Source organism: Streptomyces sp. NPDC005181, from assembly GCF_040608395.1.
Classification (GTDB): Bacteria; Actinomycetota; Actinomycetes; order Streptomycetales; family Streptomycetaceae; genus Streptomyces.
The window spans coordinates 100,874-117,949 of record NZ_JBEXID010000004.1; the positions used below are offsets into that span (position 1 = coordinate 100,874).

The window sequence follows — 17,076 nt, forward strand, 5'->3', positions numbered from 1 at the left end:
CCCATCCGTCCGACGGATGGGCGCGTGCGTGAGGCGGCTCAGCTGCCGTCGCGCAGGTCGTCGAGCCCGGTCGGGCGGAACGTGATCCGGTCGAACGACACCTCGCAGCCCTCGCCGGTCGGCGACTGGACGAGGAAGCCGGTCGACGCCGCTGCCGCCCCGTCCGTGTCGCCGAGGGCGAAGACGCGGACGAAGGTCCACTTCTCGCCGTCGGCCGAGGCGTGGAAGGCGAACGCGCCGCCGTTGCGGCTGAGCCGCAGCCAGAAGCTGTCGCCGTCCACGACAAAGGCGTTGGCGTCGTCGGAGCGGCCGCGGGTGACGACCGTGCAGATGGTGGGATCGGCCGGCGAGAGCTCCAGGCAGAGCTTCGCCCAATCCCGTTCCCCGACGTGCAGATAGAGCACCCCGGCGTCGAAGGCCGCCGCGAAGCCCACGTGCACCCGGGCGATCAGCTGGAAGTCGCCGTCCGGTGCCACGCCGAGCAGGCGCGGTGCGTCGCTCGCCGGGTCGAGGGCGTCGCCGCCGGGCGGTACGAACCGGTCCTGCCGCGCACCCGCCCGTCCGGTCAGTACACCGTCCTCGTACGACCACTGCCCCTCCGGGCCGAACGACCGCAGAGCAAAGGGGAGTTCGGGAAGTCTCAGCGTCATGCGCGGCGTCCGTCGACGCGGCGTGGCAGCCCCAGCGGGTTGTCCTCGCGCAGTTCCGGCGGCAGCAGGGCCTCCGGTGTCGTCTGGTAGCTGACCGGGCGCAACCAGCGTTCGATCGCGGTGGCACCGACCGAGGTGGAGGTGGAGGTGGTGGCCGGGTAGGGGCCGCCGTGGTGCTGGGCGGGGGCGACCGCGACACCGGTCGGCCAGCCGTTGACAAGGACCCGGCCGGCCAGCGGGGTGAGGGCCGCGAGGAGTCCGGGGGCGTCGGCGTCGACGCCCTCCTCGGCGATCTGGAGAGTGGCGGTGAGGTTGCCGGGGAGCCGGGAGAGGATGGCGGTGATCTCGTCCTCGGAGGCGTACCGGGCCACGACGGTGACCGGGCCGAAGCACTCCTCCAGGAGCTCGTCGTGCGGGCCCTCGGCGGCCAGCAGGTGCGCCGGTACGGTCAGGAAGCCCGCGGAGACGGTGTGTTCGCCGCCCGCGCCGGGGGTGACGGGGGCGTCCACGTCCGGGAGTTCGGCCCGGGCCCGCACCCCTGCGACGAAGGCGTCCCGCATCCGGTGGTCGAGCATGACCGCGGCCTCGCTGTCGCTGACCGCCTCGGTCAGCGACTTCAGCAGCCGGTCGCCGGTCTCGCCCGTCGGCGCCAGGACGAAGCCGGGCTTGGTGCAGAACTGGCCCGCGCCCATGGTCATCGAGCCCGCCAGCCCGGCACCGATCTGCTCGCCGCGCTCGGCGGCGGCCGCCTCGGTGACGACGACGGGGTTGAGGGAGCCGAGCTCGCCGTGGAAGGGGATCGGGGTGGGCCGGGCGGCCGCAGCGTCGAACAGCGCCCTCCCGCCGCGGATCGAGCCGGTGAAGCCGGCGGCGGCCACGAGCGGGTGCTTGACCAGCTCGACGCCCGCCTCGAAGCCGTGCACCAGGATCAGTACGTCCTCGGGCAGACCGACCTTGACGGCGGCCCGGCGCAGCACGGAGGCGCACAGCTCGGAGGTGGCGGGGTGGTCGGGGTGCGCCTTGACGACGACCGGGCAGCCGGCCGCCAGGGCGCTGGCGGTGTCGCCGCCGGGTACGGAGAAGGCCAGCGGGAAGTTGCTGGCCGCGTAGACGGCGACGACGCCGAGCGGGATCTTGTAGCGGCGCAGGTCGGGCCAGGGCGGGGTCCGGGTGGCGTCCGCGTGGTCGATGTGGATGTCGAGGAAGGTGCCCACGTCGACGACCTCGGCGAAGGCCCGCAACTGGGCTGCGGTACGGGCGAGCTCACCGGTGAGCCGGGCCGGGCCGAGTGCCGTCTCCGCGTCGGCGGCCTCGATGACGTGCTCGCCGGCCTCGGCGAGCAGATCGGCCGCGGTACGCAGGAATGCGGCGCGTACAGTGCGGTCGGCGAGCGAGTTCCGTACGGCATGTGCGGCCCTGACGGCACGGTCGACCTCCTTCGCTGTAGCCTCCACCGCAACCTGCTCACGCGGGTTCCCGGTGCGGGGGTCGACGCTCCAGACTGGTGCTGCTGCCACCGTGTTTCCTTCCGCTCCACTGCCACACATCAGAAGTTGTTCGGTATTCTGAACAGAGTTCCTGATCGTGAATGTGTAGGGACTCTATTTCCGGGCGTTCCGTGTTGGCAAGAAGTCGCAGGGTTTCGTAAGTGGGCTGGAAGGGGCGTAGGGCGATGTCGGTTGCCGAGTCAGGTGGGGCACAGGTCAAGTCCGCGGTACGGACGGTGGAGCTGCTCGAGTACTTCGCCGGGCGGCCCGGTATGCATTCGCTGGCGGCCGTGCAGGAAGCCGTCGGCTACCCCAAGTCGAGCCTCTACATGCTGCTGCGCACCCTGGTCGAGCTGGGCTGGGTGGAGACCGACGCAACGGGGACGCGGTACGGCATCGGCGTGCGCGCCCTGCTGGTCGGCACCTCGTACATCGACGGCGACGAGGTCGTCGCGGCCGCCCGGCCGACGCTGGACCGGCTCTCCGACGACACCACGGAGACCATTCACCTGGCCCGCCTCGACGGGACGAACGTGGTCTACCTCGCCACCCGCCAGTCCCAGCACTATCTGCGCCCCTTCACCCGCGTCGGCCGCCGGCTGCCCGCCCACTCCACCTCGCTCGGCAAGGCGCTGCTGGCCACCCACAGCGACGAGCAGGTCCGCAAGATGCTGCCGGAGACGCTGCCCGCACTGACCGAGCACACCCTCACCGACCGCGAGAAGCTCATCGAGGAGCTGCACGTCATCCGCGAGCAGGGGTACGCGGTGGACCGCGAGGAGAACACCCTGGGGCTGCGCTGCTTCGGCATCGCGATCCCGTACCGGACCCCGGCGCGCGACGCGATCAGCTGCTCGGTGCCGGTCGCCCGGCTCACCCCCGCGCACGAGCAGATGGTCAAGGACGCGCTCTTCGACGCGCGGGACCGGCTGACGCTGGCCACCCGGAGGCTCTGACCGATGGGCGCGGCCGAGGTGACCCTGCGCGAGGTGCGCGCCAGCGATCTGCCGCTGTTCTACGCGTACATGTGCGATCCGGAGGCGGTCCGCACGGCCGCCTTCACCAGCGAGGACCCCACCGACCGGGCCGCGTTCGACGCCCACTGGACACGGCTCCTGGCCGACCGGACGATCGTGATGCGGACGGTCCTCGCCGACGGCGCGGTGGTCGGCAACGCCGGGGTGTACGGGCCCGGGGGCGACCGCCAGGTCACCTACTGGATCGACCGGGCGCACTGGGGTCGCGGGCTCGCGACCGCCGCGCTGCGGGCGCTGCTGGACGCGGTGCCGGAACGTCCGCTGCACGCCCGGGCGGCGGCCGACAACGCCGGTTCGCGCCGGGTGCTGGAGAAGTGCGGCTTCACCGTCACGGGCAAGGACCGGGGCTTCGCGCAGGCGCGCGGGGAGCTGACCGACGAGCTGCTCTTCACGCTGGCGTCCCCGGCCGGCCGAGCGCCGGACGAAGGCCGCTCCATGACCCGCTGAGGGGTCACCGCCGCGCGGCGGTGACCGGTCGGACAGTCTGAAAAATCGGTGAGAAGCGGCACAGACGGGAACGCGTCCGACGCCCCCGCTCGTCCCTCCAGCGGGATGAACAGAACCATCAGGCGCGCTTCGGTCTTCTGTCTGCTGCTGGTCCTCGCCCTGCTGGGGCGGGCGACCTGGGTGCAGGCATACCAGGCCCCAGCCCTCGCAGACGACGACCACAACCGGCGGAATACCATCGCGCAGTACGCACAGCCGCTCGGCGACATCATCGTGGCCGGATCACCGGTCACCGGATCGAAGAGGACCCAGGGCGGCGATCTCGCCCACAAGCGCACATACACCCAGGGCGAGCTCTATGCCGCCGTCACCGGGTACAGCTCGCAGGCGTACGGCGCCACCCAGCTCGAAGGGATCTACAGCCATGTGCTCGACGGCACCGACGACCGGCTGAAGAACCCGCTCGACGTGGTGACCGGCAAGCAGGCGGCGCCCGGCAGCGTGCTGACGACGATCGACCCGGATGTGCAGAAGGCGGCCTACGAGGCGCTCGGCGACGACAAGGGCGCGGCCGTCGCGATCGACCCGAGGACCGGTCGGATCCTGGGGATGGTCTCCACTCCCTCGTACGACCCGTCGAAGATCAGCGGGACATCGGACGGCGACACCTGGCAGGAGCTGCTCGCCGACCCGGACAAGCCGCTGGTCAACCGAGCGCTGCGGCAGCCGCTGGCGCCCGGTTCGACGTTCAAACTGGTGGTGGCGTCGGCGGCGCTGGAGAACGGCCTCTACAGCTCGGTGGACGAGCGCACGGACAGCCCCGACCCGTACACGCTGCCCGGCACCTCCACGGTCCTGAAGAACGAGAGCGCCTCCGCGCCGTGCGAGAACGCCACCCTGCGCACGGCGCTCCAGTACTCCTGCAACAACGTCTTCGCGAAGGTCGCCGCCGATCTCGGCGAGGACAAGGTGAGGGCGATGGCGGAGAAGTTCGGCTTCAACACGGAGAAGCTGGATGTGCCGGTACGCGCGTCGAAGAGCGTCTATCCGTCCGGCATGGACAAGTCGTCGACGGCGCTGACCGGCATCGGCCAGTTCGAGGTCACCGCGACCCCGATGCAGATGGCGATGGTCTCCGCGGCCCTCGCCAACGGCGGTGAGCTGGCGGCGCCGCACATGGTGTCCGAGGTGACGGACTCGGACGGCAACGCCCTGCAGAAGTTCGCGGACGGTGACACCAAGCGGGTCGTCTCCGCCTCGACCGCCGAGCAGCTGCGCAGCGCGATGGTCACCGTCGTCGAGCAGGGCACCGGCACCAACGCCCGGATCGACGGGGCGGAGGTCGGCGGCAAGACGGGCACCGCGCAGAACGGAGTGGGCAACAGCAACACCCCGTACGCCTGGTTCACCTCGTACGCGAAGGACAAGTCCACCGGCAAGGAGGTCGCGGTCGCCGTGGTCGTCGAGGACTCGGGTTCGGCGCGCTCCGAGGTCAGCGGCAACGGACTGGCGGCGCCGATCGCGCAGAAGATGATGAAGGCGGCGCTCCAGGGGTGAGAAAACCGGGCGCGGAGGGCCGGCCGCGGCTGTCAAAATCGGGATCATGACCTCCGCGCCTTCTGACCCCCGCACGCTCGACGGACTGGACCGGACCGACTGGGCCGCGCTGCAGCATGTGTACGGCTCCGCGGTCGAGGTGCCGGGCTGGGTGCGCGACGTGTACGCGCCGGAGCGTGCGGATGACGCGGTGGAGGAGATGCTCACCTCCGTCTACCACCAGGGCGGTCAGATCTGTTCGGCCGCGCCGCCGCTGCTGCCGTATCTGGTGGCGATGGCCGCCGACCCGGTGGTGACGGTCCGCGAGGAACTGCTGCAGCTCGTCGGCAGTCTGGCCCGGGTCGGCTGCTGGCAGGCGGAACGCCGGTTCGTCGACCCCGGCTGGTCCGCGGCGTGGACCGCGGCGCTGCCCGTGCTGCTCACGCTGCTGGACGACTCCGATCCGGGGGTGCGCCGGGCAGTTGCCCGGCCGCTGTCCCATGCCGCCGGGGAGGCGGAGGCGGTGAGCGAGGCGCTGTGGGCGCGGTCGGACGCGGAGCCGAACGGGGAGGTACGGTCGGAGCTCGTCGAGGCGGCCGGGAAGCTGCTGCTGCGGGCGCCCGGACTGACCTCCACCCGCGACCGGTTGCGGGACATCGCCGGTCAGGGTTCCCCGGCCGAGCGGCTCGCGGCGGTCACCGCGCTGCGACGGGCCCTCCCGGAACAGCGGGACCCGGAACATCTACAGACGGTCCTATCGGTCCTGCGGGATGCCCGGTTCGACGAACCGGGGCAGAACGAGTGGGGGTTCCGGAACGCGGCGGGGCTGGTGCCGTGGACGGCCGCGGCTTTCGGACCGGATCGCGAGGTCCGTACGGAACTGTCCCTGCGGCTCCTCGGCCACCCGCAGGCGGGGCATCGCACGGGAGCGCTGCGGACCGCCGCCGAGGTGATCAGCACCTGGCGCTCCCCCGTACCCGTGCTGCTGCCCGCCGTCGCAGGGCTGCTCACCGACACCGAACCGGAGAACCGGCAGTTCGCCGCGCGGGTACTCGGCATGTGCGGCGAGGCCGCCCGGCCGTGGGCCGACGGTCTGACAGCCCTGTGCACGGGCGACGAGGTGTACGCGGATGCGCAGGACACCGCGGTCTGGGCGCTCGCCCGGCTCGGCGACCGGCGCTGCCTGGGTCCCGTGATGGACCGGCTGTCCGGGGGCCGGCTCGGCTTCGCCCTGCATCAGTCGCACGCCGACGGCTGGTGGATGTACCGACTGGCGCTGCTGGACACCCTCGCGCCGCTGGCCGGGTGCGCCGACGAGCTGCTGGATCCGCTGCGGCGGCGGCTCGCGGCAGCGACGCTCAAGGACAAACGGCGGGCCCTGTGCCAGGTGTTGACGGCCTGGGGTCCAGCAGCCGCGCCCGCTGTCCCGGAGCTGCTGTCACTGCTGGACACCGATGCGGCGGTCTGGGCGCTCGACGCCCTCGCCGCGATCGGCCCGGCGGCGGCCGCCGCCGTCCCGCGCCCTCGTCTGCGGGCGCTGATCGACGCACCGGCGGAGGATTTCGCCGTACCGCGGCTGCGGGTGGCGTACTGGCGGCTGACCGGCGATCCGCAACCCGCGCTCGATGCGCTGCTGCCGGCGTTCGACGCCCCCTGGGGCCGCGAGGAGGTGGTGGGCTTCCTCGGCGAACTGGGCCCGTCCGCGGCGCCGTACACCGAGCGGATACGGGCCCTGCTTCCCGAGCACACGGAGGGCTGGCTTCCGCTGAGGTGCGGCTATGCCCTGTGGCAGATCACCGGTGAGAGCAGTGAGGCGGTACCCGCTCTGCTCGGGCTGCTGAGCCCGCTGCAGCAGGGCAGATACGCCTACCGGGCGACGATCACGGCCGTCCACCGGCTCGCCGAGATCGGCCCGCCCGCCGCCGCGGCGGCCCCGGCCCTGCGTGCCGTGCTGGCCGCCGATGAACGCCCGGTCCGGCACGGCGGCTGGGAATCCGTGCCGGAGGACGACGAGCTGTGCGGGGCGGCGCGGGCCGCGTTGCGCGCGTTCGGGACCTGACCGGCCCGGACCGCCCCGCCGACGCGGCTACTTCACGCCGAGCAGCTGCTCGATCGGGTCGATCGCGAAGTAGACCGCGAACAGTACCGAGGCGCCCCAGAGCAGCCAGTGCACCTCGCGCGCCTTGCCGAGGACGGTCTTGATGACCACGTACGCGAGGAAGCCCGCCCCGATGCCGTTGGTGATCGAGTACGTGAAGGGCATCACGGCGATCGTGAGGAAGGCCGGGATGGCGATCTCGTACCGCTCCCAGTCGATGTGCCGGACCTGAGCCATCAGCAGGAAGCCGACAGCGATCAGGGCGGGGGCGGCGGCCTGGGCGGGGACGACCGTGGCGAGCGGGGTGAGGAACAGGGCGACGGCGAACAGCGCACCGGTCACCAGCGAGGCGAAGCCGGTGCGGGCGCCCTCGCCGACGCCGGCCGCGGACTCGATGTACGACGTGTTGGAGGACGCCGAGGCCGCGCCGCCCGCCACGGCGGCGGCGCCGTCGATCAGCAGGACCCGGCCGAGGTTCGGGACCTTGCCCTGCTCGTCGAGGAGTCCGGCCTCGTTGGAGACACCGACGACCGTGCCCATCGTGTCGAAGAAGTCGCTGAGGATCAGGGTGAAGACCAGCAGGACGATGGTGACGACGCCGACCTGCTGGAACGCCCCGAAAAGGCTGAAGGCGCCGATGAGACCGAAGTCCGGGGCGGCCACGATGTCGTCGGGGACGGCCGGCACGGTCAGACCCCAGGCGGCCGGGGCGATGTCGGCGATCTCGTTGATGACGATCGCGACGGCCGTCATCACGACGATGCTGATGAGGATGGCGCCCTTCACCTTGCGGGCCAGCAGCGCGACGGTCAGCAGCACACCGAGGCAGAAGACCAGAACCGGCCAGCCGGAGAGCTGCCCGGTGGCGCCGAGCTGTACGGGGACGGAACCGGTGTCGCCGGGGATGCGGGTGGCGAAGCCGGCGTCGACGAAGCCGATGAACGCGATGAAGAGCCCGATGCCGACGCTGATCGCCTGCTTGAGGGCGGGCGGGATGGCCCGCATGACGGCCTCGCGCAGCCCGGTGACGACCAGGACGCAGATCAGCAACCCCTCGACGACGATCAGGCCCATCGCGTCGGGCCAGCTCATCAGTGGTGCGATCTGGAAGGCGACGACGGCGTTGAGTCCGAGTCCGGCGGCGATGGCGAGCGGCAGATTGCCGCCGAGCCCCATGATCGCGGTCATCACGGCGGCCACCAGGGCGGTGGCGGTGACGAGTTGGGGACCGGAGAGATGCGCGCCGAACTTGTCCTCGGCCGACCCGAGGATGATCGGGTTGAGGACCAGGATGTAGGCCATGGTGAAGAAGGTGGCGAAGCCGCCGCGTATCTCGCGTCCGAAGGTCGAGCCGCGATCGCTGATGGCGAAGTAGCGGTCGACGGCGTTGCGTTGCACGGTGCTTTCCGGCATGGGCGCTCCTGGGTGCGTGAAGGTCCCTCGGTGGGTAGCTGGATTGTTCCTTCGGACACAGGGTCTTCAGGTTTTCGCTGTGTTACGCCTTACTGGGGTCATGCACCCGAGTCGAAGCGCTTCCGGGGTGCGCTGGTACGCTCGCGCCCCGCCCGCGCCCCGCGGGCGGTACCGGGGAACGTACACAGCGGGACAACGCGCGTACAGGGAATCGAGTGCACAGAGAGGTACCCGTGGGCACAGTCGTCGACGATGCCGCTGCCGCCGAGTTCCATGAGTTCTTCGAGGCCCATTACGCCGAACTCGCCCGGCTCGCCCATCTGCTGACCGGTGAGGCCGATGCCGCGGACGATCTGGCGGCCGATGCGCTGCTGGCGCTCTGGCACCGCTGGGACCGGGTCAGGAAGGCCGACCATCCCGTCGCCTACGCGCGCGGCGTCGTCGCGAACCTCGCCCGGACCCGGATCCGCAGCGCCGTACGCGAGCGTCGCAGGATCGCCCTGTTCTGGGCGCCGCGCGGGAGCGGGGACGGGTACGCGGTCGACGATCCGGATGTGTCGACGGTCGTCGACGTCCAGGGGGCGCTGGGCAGGCTGCCGTTCCGCAAGCGGGCGTGCGTGGTGCTGCGGCACGCCTTCGACCTGTCGGAGCGGGACACCTCGCTGGTGCTGGGGATATCGGTGGGCACGGTGAAGAGCCAGACCTCGCGCGCCGTGGCGGAACTGCAGCGTGCTCGGTCCCGATACGCCCGCCGTGCAGGTACAGGTGGCTGTCGCGGCGCAGCGCGGCGGAGGAAGGCACTGATGGACGACAAGCTGCGTGAGCGGCTGCGCACGGCTGCGGAGGCGCACCGCCCCGACCGGGAGCGGATCCTGGCCCGGGTCGAACGCGGGATGGCGGAGGGTCCCTCCGCCCGTACTCCACACGCTCCGCGGGGTCCGCTGCCGTGGCTGCGGGTGGTCGGGGCGGCAGCGGCGGTCTGCGGTGTGCTGGCCGTCGGGGCGTACGCCGTCCTTTCGGCGGGCGGCGGGCAGACGCGGGGCGGGCAGGTGGCCGCTCCTTCGGTCCCGTCCGCCTCGGCCCCTGCGGTGCCGGGCCGCGTGCCCGAGCTGCGTACCGAGGACGGGCCGCTGTGGGCGGACGGCGCCGTCGACCCGCACAGCAACGCGTACTGGGCGCAGAGCAATGCGACGCTCAGGTCGACGCAGCCGCTCTCCTCGCTCACGGTCGAGCTGCGCATCGCTCAGACCGGCGGCGTCAACACCACCGGCTCCTGGCGCTCCCTGCCGGAGCAGGACTTCACCGCCTCGGCGCAGGAGAAGGGCGGCTTCCTCGTCTACCGGTGGACACTGAAGCCGGGGCGGACGGTGCCGGTCGGTACGCACACGTTCGCCGGCCAGTACAACCACGCGGAGGGCGACCGGAGCGCGGACGGCGACTACTTCACCGCGAACGCCGCCCGCACCACCGGTCAGCAGGTGTCCGTGGGCGACAACTTCGCGTCCGACCACTGACACGAAAAGAATCCCGGAACCTGGCAACCATTCCTCCGGCGGCGGCGACCGGAGAGCGCAATGCTCCCCCACCCCCGAGGAACGGGACATCGAGAGGCACAACACGGGTGACGAGCCGACCGAGACGGGCAGTGGCCCGGACGGCACGTACTGCCGCTACTCCGCCTCGGACATCAGCTACGACTGACCGGGCTGCCCGGCCGGTCGCGGTGGGCGGGCCGTCACTGGCCCGCCCACCGCTTCACGGCCGCTTCCGCCTTCGCCCGGTCGGCAGGCTGCAACTTGGAGATCAGGGCGCCGTGGTTGCTGTTGGGCGCCTCGAAGAGCATCGAGTCGTGCTTGCTCGGCTTGAATCGCTCGGCGCTCCAGGGGTCGTTCTGGCCGTAGACGAACATCATCCGCTCGCCACGGGTGGCGACCCAGCGGTCGATGCCCTTGATGGTGCGGCCGTCGTAGCCGACCCGCATGTCGGCGGGCAGCACCGAGTTGGGCTGGTAGATGTCCGGGTAGTGACGGACGTCCGCCAGATGCTTGAACTTCAGGTCGGCCCAGCCGAGTTGGGCGGCTGCCTGCCGGTAGTAGGGTCCGCTGCCCTCGGCGCCGTTGCCCTGGTCGGCGTACGGGCTCAGTCCGTGCCCCAGCGACCAGGTGTACAGCTCGTCGTCCGTGGCGGTCTTCGCGTCGGGGATCGTCGGGCAGTCGGTGTACGTACCGCTCTGCCAGAAGTTCCACACCTGGTCCAGCACGGAGAACTCGTAGGCCCGGTCGGCCGATCCGAGGTAGTGGAAGGTGAGGCCCTGCTCCTTGGCGGTGGCCTCGAAGCGCGGCAGCATCTGCTCGCGGCGGACCAGCATCTCGCGCTGTACGGCGTTCAGGGCGGCCCGGCATTCGGGCGTGCCGACGGTCATGAAGAACTTCTCGTAGCCGCTGTCGTCGTTGTTGTTCGCGTCGTTCGGTGCGACGTACGCGACGACGGCGTCCAGGTCTTCCGGGTAGAAGCGCTCGTGGTACACCTGCGTCATCCCGCCCTTCGACGCCCCCGTGCCCAGCCATTTGGCGCCGTAGACCGTCTTCAGGGCCTGGACGACGGCGTGTTCGTCGCTCGCCTCCTGCCAGACGTTCAGGTCGCTCCAGTCGACCGTCGCGGGGCGGGACTGACTGAAGTAGCGGTGCTCGATGCTGACCTGGTTGGCGCCGAGCAGCGTGGTGATCTCACGGGTGGAGGTGGCGAGCGAGTAGCCGCCCGTGTAGAGCACCATCGGCGCGGTCTCGGACTTGTGCCAGAGCGTGAAGCGCTGCTCGAACGTGCCGCGGGCCGGGTGCCGGTGGTCGATCGGCTGGGTCAGGGTGAGCGTGTAGTAGGGGAAGCCCTCCTTGGTGGTCTGCGAGACGACCGTGACACCCGGTATGCGGTCCAGCCGCTCACGTATGTCCGTGACTTCGGCCGACGCCCCGGCGGCCGAAGAGGTGGTGCCGGCCGCGGTGGCGGCCGTGCCGGTGAGCAGGCTGGTGGCGGCTACGAGACCGGTGCAGAACAGGGCGGGAAGCAGTTTGTGGCGCAACGCGGAGTCCCCTCGTGCAGGTGTGGTGCGATGGACACGACGGCGGCATGGTAATCGCTTTCCGTGTCGTGCGACCGCTCCTGCCGAGGGGATCCGTGTACTGCCTCGTCGAGTTGACTGATCGTAAGCCCACGTAAGCTCCGTGCCGTCAGCAGGCCTTTCCGGCTCCGGCGCCGTGGTCGACGATGGCCGGGACTGCGCGCGGGTTGTCGATCCTGGTGCGCAGGACCGGGGTCCAGCCGGCGCCCGGGGTGAGCTGCTCCGCGGGAACTCCCGCGTTGTGGACGGCGATCAGGTCGGTTCTGCGGCCGTTGACGTAGTTGTCCTCGGCCGTGATCGGGGACTCCTTCCACTTCTTCAGGATGGTCGCCGGGTCGACCTGCGACGCGAGGGTGAAGGCGTTGTGCTCGGCGACGATCCGGGACTCCATGCCCACGCCGTAGCTGTAGCCGTAGGCGGCACCCGCGGCGACGACGAAGTGGTGACCAGCCGGGGATCAGATCGGCGTCGATCAGGGTCTTGCCCTCGTCGAGGAGTTCGCGTCCGTCGGGGCTCATCCGGTGGCCGGTGATCCGGTTCTTGATACCGGAGCGCGACTTCGCCCAGGCGTGCACGAGGTAGGCCTCGCCGGTCTCCTCGTCCCACAGCGGGCAGGGGTCGATCAATCCCTTTCCCGCCTTGACGAGATGCGGGGTGTTCCACAGGCCGCGCACCGACTCGGCGTTGATCTGCTGGATGCCGTGGTCGGGATCGCCCCAGAAAATCCAGAACCGGCCGGCGTGGTGCCGGATGGACGGCGCCCACACCCCGCAGTCGTGGCGCGGTACGGCGAAGTCGGCGGCGGGTTCGAGGCGGTCGAGGGCATGACCTACGAGTGACCAGTTGACCAGGTCGCGGGAGTGCAGCAGAGGCAGTCCGGGGACCCGGCCGAAGCTGGACGCGGTGAGGTAGTAGTCGTCGCCGACCCGGACGACGTCGAGGTCGGACCAGTCGGCGTTCAGGACCGGGTTGCGGTAGGTGCCGTCGCCGAGGTCGGCGGTCCAGGGACGGCTCACGCGGTCACCGCCCGGCGGACGTACGCGGCCGCCGTCTCCCGGTCGAGCCGGCCGTCGGCGATGACGGTGATCACGCGGCGGACGACGGTGGCACCGGCCGGGGCCGGCAGCCGCTCTGCGGCGGCGAGGGAGGAGCCGACGCCCGGGTACTGGGTGGTCCGGACGAACCACGGGTCGCGCCGGTCTCGTCGGTCGCGCCGGCGAAGAACTCCGGTGCGGTGCGGCGGTACGAGAAGTGCGGCGCGGCCCGCGAGGTGGTCGACGAGGTTCTCCAGGAGATCGGTCCGCCCGTGCACGGCCTCCTCGGGGCCGTGTCCGGCACGCTGGATCAGGACCCGGTCCTGCTTGTACCAGAAGGTGATCCGGCCGCGGTCGCCGTGGACGATGACGTAGGGCTCGCCGGCCTGTTCGGCGCACAGGGTGACGGCGGCGGTGACGGGCAGCCCGCGCGTGGTGGTGATGCGTACGCAGGAGGTGTCGTCGGCCTCGATGTCATGGGCGCGGAACAGCTCGGTCTCGATGGACACCACGTCGTCGGCTGTCCCGCTGCCGGCGAGTTCGAGTGCGGTGGCGACGGCGTGGGCGAGGGGGTTGTGAGCTGCTGTCGGATTGCTGAGCTGAAGTGAGTGGTGGTGAGCGGGAGTGAGTTCTGTCGGTGGGTTTGTGGGGGTGGGAACGGGGGTTCTGGGGTCGAATGGGTGACCTTGGTGGCTGTTGCTCGTTGGGCTGGGTGGCAGGGGTGCGGCCTTGAGGGGGGTGATGTGGTGGGTGGTGTGCGGGAGTTGGCCGTGTCCTTCGTGGTGCCCGCGCCTGCCGGGGTGGCGATACGGGACCGTCTCAAACACCTGACCGTCGAGGACGAGAGGGTGCTGCGTGCGGTCGGTGAGCATCAGGGTGCGCTTGCTTCCCGTGATCTCAAGGCCCGCTGTGCAGATGGTCTGGAGCACGGTGCGGACACGTGGGCGGCGCGTAAGCGGGACCTGACCGGGGTGTCGTCGTCGCGGATCGCGGGTGCGATCACCAAGGCCACGCACGATCAGTGGGCGCTGGCTCGCCGTTGCCAGGCGGCGCACATCCGCAAGCTGGATGCCGGGATCAAGACGTTGCGGCACCGCCTGTCCCTCCCGCTCGGGGCGCCCGGAACGAAGCGGACCGCGGGCGGCTACCAGTCGAAGAACGAGTGGTTCCGCAAATCCCGCCGCCTCGCGATGCTAGAAGCGCGGCACGCTGCTGCTGTCGCTGACTGGCAGGCCGGACGGGTGCGGGTAGTGCGGGGCGGTAAACGTCTCCTCAACACCCGCCACAACCTCACCCAGGCCGGTCTCACCGAGGAGCAGTGGCGGGAGCGGTGGGAGGCGGGACGCTGGTTTCTTGCTGCTGATGGTGAGTCGGGGAAGCGGTTCGGGAACGAGACGATCCGCGTCACCCCGGACGGCGAAGTGTCCATCAAGCTGCCCGTTCCGCTCGCGCATCTGGCCAATGCCCGGTACGGCCGGTACACCCTCACCGATCGGGTTCGCGCACCGGGGTGCGGAGTGGGCCGACCGCATCGAAGCGAACCGGGCGGTGGCCTACCGCATCCATCTCGACGTGGAGCGCGGCCGCTGGTACCTGACCGCATCCTGGCAACGCCCCGTCGTGCGGACCATCCCGTTGGAGACCGCCCGCGCCCGGGGGATGATCGGCGTCGACACCAACGCCGATCACTTCGCCGCCTACCGGCTCGACCGGCACGGCAACCCGGTCGGTGAGCCGCACCGCTTCGGCTTCGACCTGTCCGGAGCCGCCGGCCACCGCGACGCACAGATCCGCCACGCGCTGACCCGGTTGATCAGCTGGGCGGTGCGGGTCGGTGTCGCCGCGGTCGGCATCGAAGACCTCGACTTCACGCCTGAGAAGACCCGCGAGAAGCACGGCCGCCGCAAGCGGTTCCGGCAGCTCATCTCCGGTATGCCGACCGGCAAGCTCAAGGCCCGGCTGGTATCGATGGCCGCCGAACAGGGTCTTGCGATCGTTGCGGTCGACCCGGCCTACACCAGCATGTGGGGTGCCCAGCACTGGCAGAAGCCGCTGACCACCCCACGCCGAAGGATGTCCCGTCACGATGCCGCGGGTATCGCGATCGGACGACGCGCCCTCGGGCACCCGATCCGGGATGGGGTATCCCCTGCTCGAACGGAGTTGAGAGCTTGGGGAAGGACGGCACCGCCCCCACACGACCGGAGTGATCGTGCGGGGCATCGGACCGCCCAGGCCGGACCAGGTGACCGGGGGCGTGAGGGAACCCGTCCACCCGCAACGGACCGGCCCCCTGGAGGGCCAGCGCCGAGCGGGAAGCGAAAGCGGGGGACCAGCGCATCCAAAACCGTTCGGGATGCGCCCAATACGCAGCAGTGGGTCCAGGACTCACTCATGCGCACTGGCTAGGAACGGTTGATGTCGGACCAGGTGTTGAGGATCGCGACGACCGGCTTGCCGAGGTGTTCCTCGGGGAGGTAGCCGAGCTGGCGGGTGCGGGCCCGGTGGCTGAACGACCTCAGCCCGTCCGTCCCGTACCACTGGTGGCTGCGCAGTTCCTCGGAGCCGATCCTTCCGTCCTGGCCCGTCATATCGACCACCCGGCAACCTCGTCGGCGACCTCGGCGCGCCGCTCCTCGGGCAGCGCCCGGCTGGGCGGGCGGACATCGCGGCGGCAGAGGCCGAGCGAGGCGAGGGCCTCCTTGACGACCGTCACGTTGTTGGCGGACTGGTGGTCGGCGCGCAGTTCCTCGAACCGGCGGATCTGCTCCCAGACCTTCATCGCCGACGGGTGGTCGCCGGCCCGCAGTGCCTCCAGCATGGCGAGCGAGACGCCTGGGGCGACATTGACGAGTCCGGAGGTGAAGCCGCTGGCCCCGGCGGAGAAGTAGGCGGGGGCGTACAGCTCGGCGAGACCGGCGATCCAGACGAACCGGTCCAGGCCCGCGTCCCGGGCGAAGGCGGCGAACCGCGCGGCGTCCGGGAGTGCGTACTTCACGCCGATGACATTGGGGCAGCTGTCGGCGAGCGCGGCGAGGTGCTCCCCGTCGAGCTGCGGGTTACGGATGTACGGCACGACGCCGAGCCCGGGGACGGCTTCGGCGATCGCCCGGTGATAGTCGACCCAGCCGTCCTGTGAGACATACGGATGCACGGGCTGATGGACCATCACCATCTCGGCGCCGGCGTCGCGTGCGTGCTCGGCGGCGGCCACCGCGGTCGGCACATCGTGCCCGACGCCGACCAGGACCGTGGCGCGTCCGCCCACCTCGTCGATGGTCAGTTCGGTGACGGTGCGCCGCTCCTCGGGGGTGAGCGCGTAGAACTCCCCGGTGTTGCCGTTCGGGGTGAGGATGCGTACGCCGCCGTCGAGGAGCCGCCGCAGCAGTCCGCGGTGAGCCGCCACGTCGATGGTCCCGTCCTCGGCGAACGGGGTCACCGGGATCGCCACGACATCTGCGAGGGCCGCCTTCAGCGGTGTGAGGTCCATGCGGACAGGCCTTTCGTCGGTGAGCTGGTGGTTCACGCCCCGCCCTCCTCGGTCTGTGCTTCCTCGGGGAAGGCGCGGCGGACGAACGACCCGATGTGGTCGTGCAGGGCGCCGGCCGCGGCGTCCGCGTCGTCGGCGAGCGCGAGCCGCAGGATCTCCCGGTGCTCGGCCGCCTCCCGCTCCCAGGACGGGATGGTCGCCCAGGCGACGGTCGACACGAGTGCGGCCTGGTCGCGGACCTCGTCGAGCATCCGGGCCAGCAGCGGGTTGCCGCAGGGCAGGTACAGCGCCCGGTGGAAGTCCCGGTTGGCGAGCGACCGGTCGGCCGTGTCACCGGCCGAGTCGGCCCGCTCCAGGGCTTCCTGGGCCTCGTCGAGCGAGGCCCTGCGGGTGATGGAGCGGCGCAGCGCCTCCGGCTCGAGGAGCAGTCGCACGTCGTACACCTCGCGGGCCATCGCCGCGTCGACCAGCCGCACGGTGGCGCCCTTGTACTGGCTCATGACGACGAGTCCGGTACCGGCGAGGGTCTTGAGCGCCTCGCGCACCGGGGTCTTGGAGACCCCGAACTGTGCGGCGAGTTCGGTCTCGACGAGGGCCTGCCCCGGTCTCAGCTGCGCCGTGAGGATCGCGTGCTTGATCGCCTCCAGCACGTACTGGGTGCGGGACGGAATCGGGGTGGGCGCAAAGGTCATGAGTGAAGGGCTCCCGCATCTCGCGTATCGCGTCTCATATATGACGTACGAAGTACGACGCGTTGAAGCTAGAGGCG

General features: G+C 70.9%; 11 protein-coding genes and 7 pseudogenes. 8 read left to right on the plus strand and 10 right to left on the minus strand.

Annotated features, from left to right (window positions below; all coding sequences use genetic code 11):
* Positions 1 to 38 precede the first annotated feature (38 nt).
* The gene (locus tag ABZV38_RS04530) at positions 39 to 650 is read right to left on the minus strand and encodes a DUF1349 domain-containing protein (RefSeq protein ID WP_356324460.1); all 612 of its coding nucleotides are present in this window, start codon (positions 648 to 650) and stop codon (positions 39 to 41) included.
* On the minus strand, positions 647 to 2,167 hold the full coding sequence (locus ABZV38_RS04535; RefSeq protein WP_356324462.1) for an aldehyde dehydrogenase (NADP(+)): 1,521 nt from the start codon (positions 2,165 to 2,167) through the stop codon (positions 647 to 649). Before ABZV38_RS04535 ends, ABZV38_RS04530 begins: the two co-directional genes overlap by 4 nt.
* A 155-nt stretch (positions 2,168 to 2,322) precedes the next feature.
* On the opposite strand from ABZV38_RS04535, the gene ABZV38_RS04540 reads away from it, so the two are divergent.
* From ABZV38_RS04540 to ABZV38_RS04555, 4 genes are all read left to right on the plus strand, one after another.
* Complete coding sequence (locus tag ABZV38_RS04540; protein ID WP_030919961.1) at positions 2,323 to 3,093, plus strand: IclR family transcriptional regulator; 771 nt, start codon at positions 2,323 to 2,325, stop codon at positions 3,091 to 3,093.
* Between the two features lie 3 nt (positions 3,094 to 3,096).
* Positions 3,097 to 3,621 (plus strand): GNAT family N-acetyltransferase, encoded by a 525-nt coding sequence (locus tag ABZV38_RS04545; protein WP_356324464.1) that lies wholly within the window; start codon positions 3,097 to 3,099, stop codon positions 3,619 to 3,621.
* 105 nt (positions 3,622 to 3,726) lie between these two features.
* Complete coding sequence (locus ABZV38_RS04550) at positions 3,727 to 5,178, plus strand: penicillin-binding protein 2 (RefSeq protein WP_356324466.1); 1,452 nt, start codon at positions 3,727 to 3,729, stop codon at positions 5,176 to 5,178.
* A gap of 46 nt (positions 5,179 to 5,224) precedes the next feature.
* Positions 5,225 to 7,216: a hypothetical protein gene (locus ABZV38_RS04555; RefSeq protein WP_356324469.1), complete on the plus strand. Its 1,992-nt coding sequence runs from the start codon at positions 5,225 to 5,227 to the stop codon at positions 7,214 to 7,216.
* A 27-nt stretch (positions 7,217 to 7,243) separates the two neighbouring features.
* Here the strand turns inward: ABZV38_RS04555 and ABZV38_RS04560 are convergent, their stop codons facing one another.
* Positions 7,244 to 8,668, minus strand: a complete 1,425-nt coding sequence (locus ABZV38_RS04560; RefSeq protein WP_356324471.1) for an NCS2 family permease — start codon at positions 8,666 to 8,668, stop codon at positions 7,244 to 7,246.
* A 233-nt stretch (positions 8,669 to 8,901) separates the two neighbouring features.
* Between ABZV38_RS04560 and ABZV38_RS04565 the strand changes: the two are divergent.
* The 3 genes and pseudogenes from ABZV38_RS04565 to ABZV38_RS04575 all read left to right on the plus strand — a co-directional run.
* A pseudogene (locus tag ABZV38_RS04565) lies at positions 8,902 to 9,472 on the plus strand (SigE family RNA polymerase sigma factor).
* Complete coding sequence (locus ABZV38_RS04570) at positions 9,472 to 10,182, plus strand: hypothetical protein (RefSeq protein ID WP_356324473.1); 711 nt, start codon at positions 9,472 to 9,474, stop codon at positions 10,180 to 10,182. The pseudogene ABZV38_RS04565 and the gene ABZV38_RS04570 overlap by 1 nt, the downstream one beginning before the upstream one ends.
* 97 nt (positions 10,183 to 10,279) lie before the next feature.
* A pseudogene (locus ABZV38_RS04575) lies at positions 10,280 to 10,369 on the plus strand (pectate lyase); the annotation flags it as partial.
* Between the two features lie 34 nt (positions 10,370 to 10,403).
* Here ABZV38_RS04575 and ABZV38_RS04580 read toward each other — a convergent pair.
* The 4 genes and pseudogenes from ABZV38_RS04580 to ABZV38_RS04595 all read right to left on the minus strand — a co-directional run.
* Positions 10,404 to 11,744 (minus strand): S28 family serine protease, encoded by a 1,341-nt coding sequence (locus ABZV38_RS04580; protein WP_356324475.1) that lies wholly within the window; start codon positions 11,742 to 11,744, stop codon positions 10,404 to 10,406.
* Positions 11,745 to 11,892: 148 nt separating this feature from the next.
* A pseudogene (locus ABZV38_RS04585) lies at positions 11,893 to 12,228 on the minus strand (pectate lyase); the annotation flags it as partial.
* Position 12,229: 1 nt separating this feature from the next.
* Positions 12,230 to 12,799 (minus strand): annotated as a pseudogene (locus tag ABZV38_RS04590) (family 43 glycosylhydrolase); the annotation flags it as partial.
* Positions 12,796 to 13,392 (minus strand): annotated as a pseudogene (locus tag ABZV38_RS04595) (DUF6807 family protein); the annotation flags it as partial. The pseudogenes ABZV38_RS04590 and ABZV38_RS04595, both read right to left, overlap by 4 nt.
* A 171-nt stretch (positions 13,393 to 13,563) precedes the next feature.
* On the opposite strand from ABZV38_RS04595, the pseudogene ABZV38_RS04600 reads away from it, so the two are divergent.
* Positions 13,564 to 15,226: pseudogene (locus ABZV38_RS04600) on the plus strand (IS200/IS605 family accessory protein TnpB-related protein).
* Between the two features lie 5 nt (positions 15,227 to 15,231).
* Here the strand turns inward: ABZV38_RS04600 and ABZV38_RS04605 are convergent.
* The 3 genes and pseudogenes from ABZV38_RS04605 to ABZV38_RS04615 all read right to left on the minus strand — a co-directional run.
* Positions 15,232 to 15,408, minus strand: a pseudogene (locus ABZV38_RS04605) (dihydroxy-acid dehydratase); the annotation flags it as partial.
* A complete protein-coding gene (locus tag ABZV38_RS04610) occupies positions 15,405 to 16,307 on the minus strand; it encodes a dihydrodipicolinate synthase family protein (RefSeq protein ID WP_356324655.1) in 903 nt (300 codons plus the stop codon). The gene ABZV38_RS04610 and the pseudogene ABZV38_RS04605, both read right to left, overlap by 4 nt.
* Positions 16,308 to 16,339: 32 nt before the next feature.
* Entirely contained in the window at positions 16,340 to 16,999 is a 660-nt protein-coding gene (locus ABZV38_RS04615; protein ID WP_356324477.1) for a GntR family transcriptional regulator, read from the minus strand.
* Positions 17,000 to 17,076: the final 77 nt, after the last annotated feature.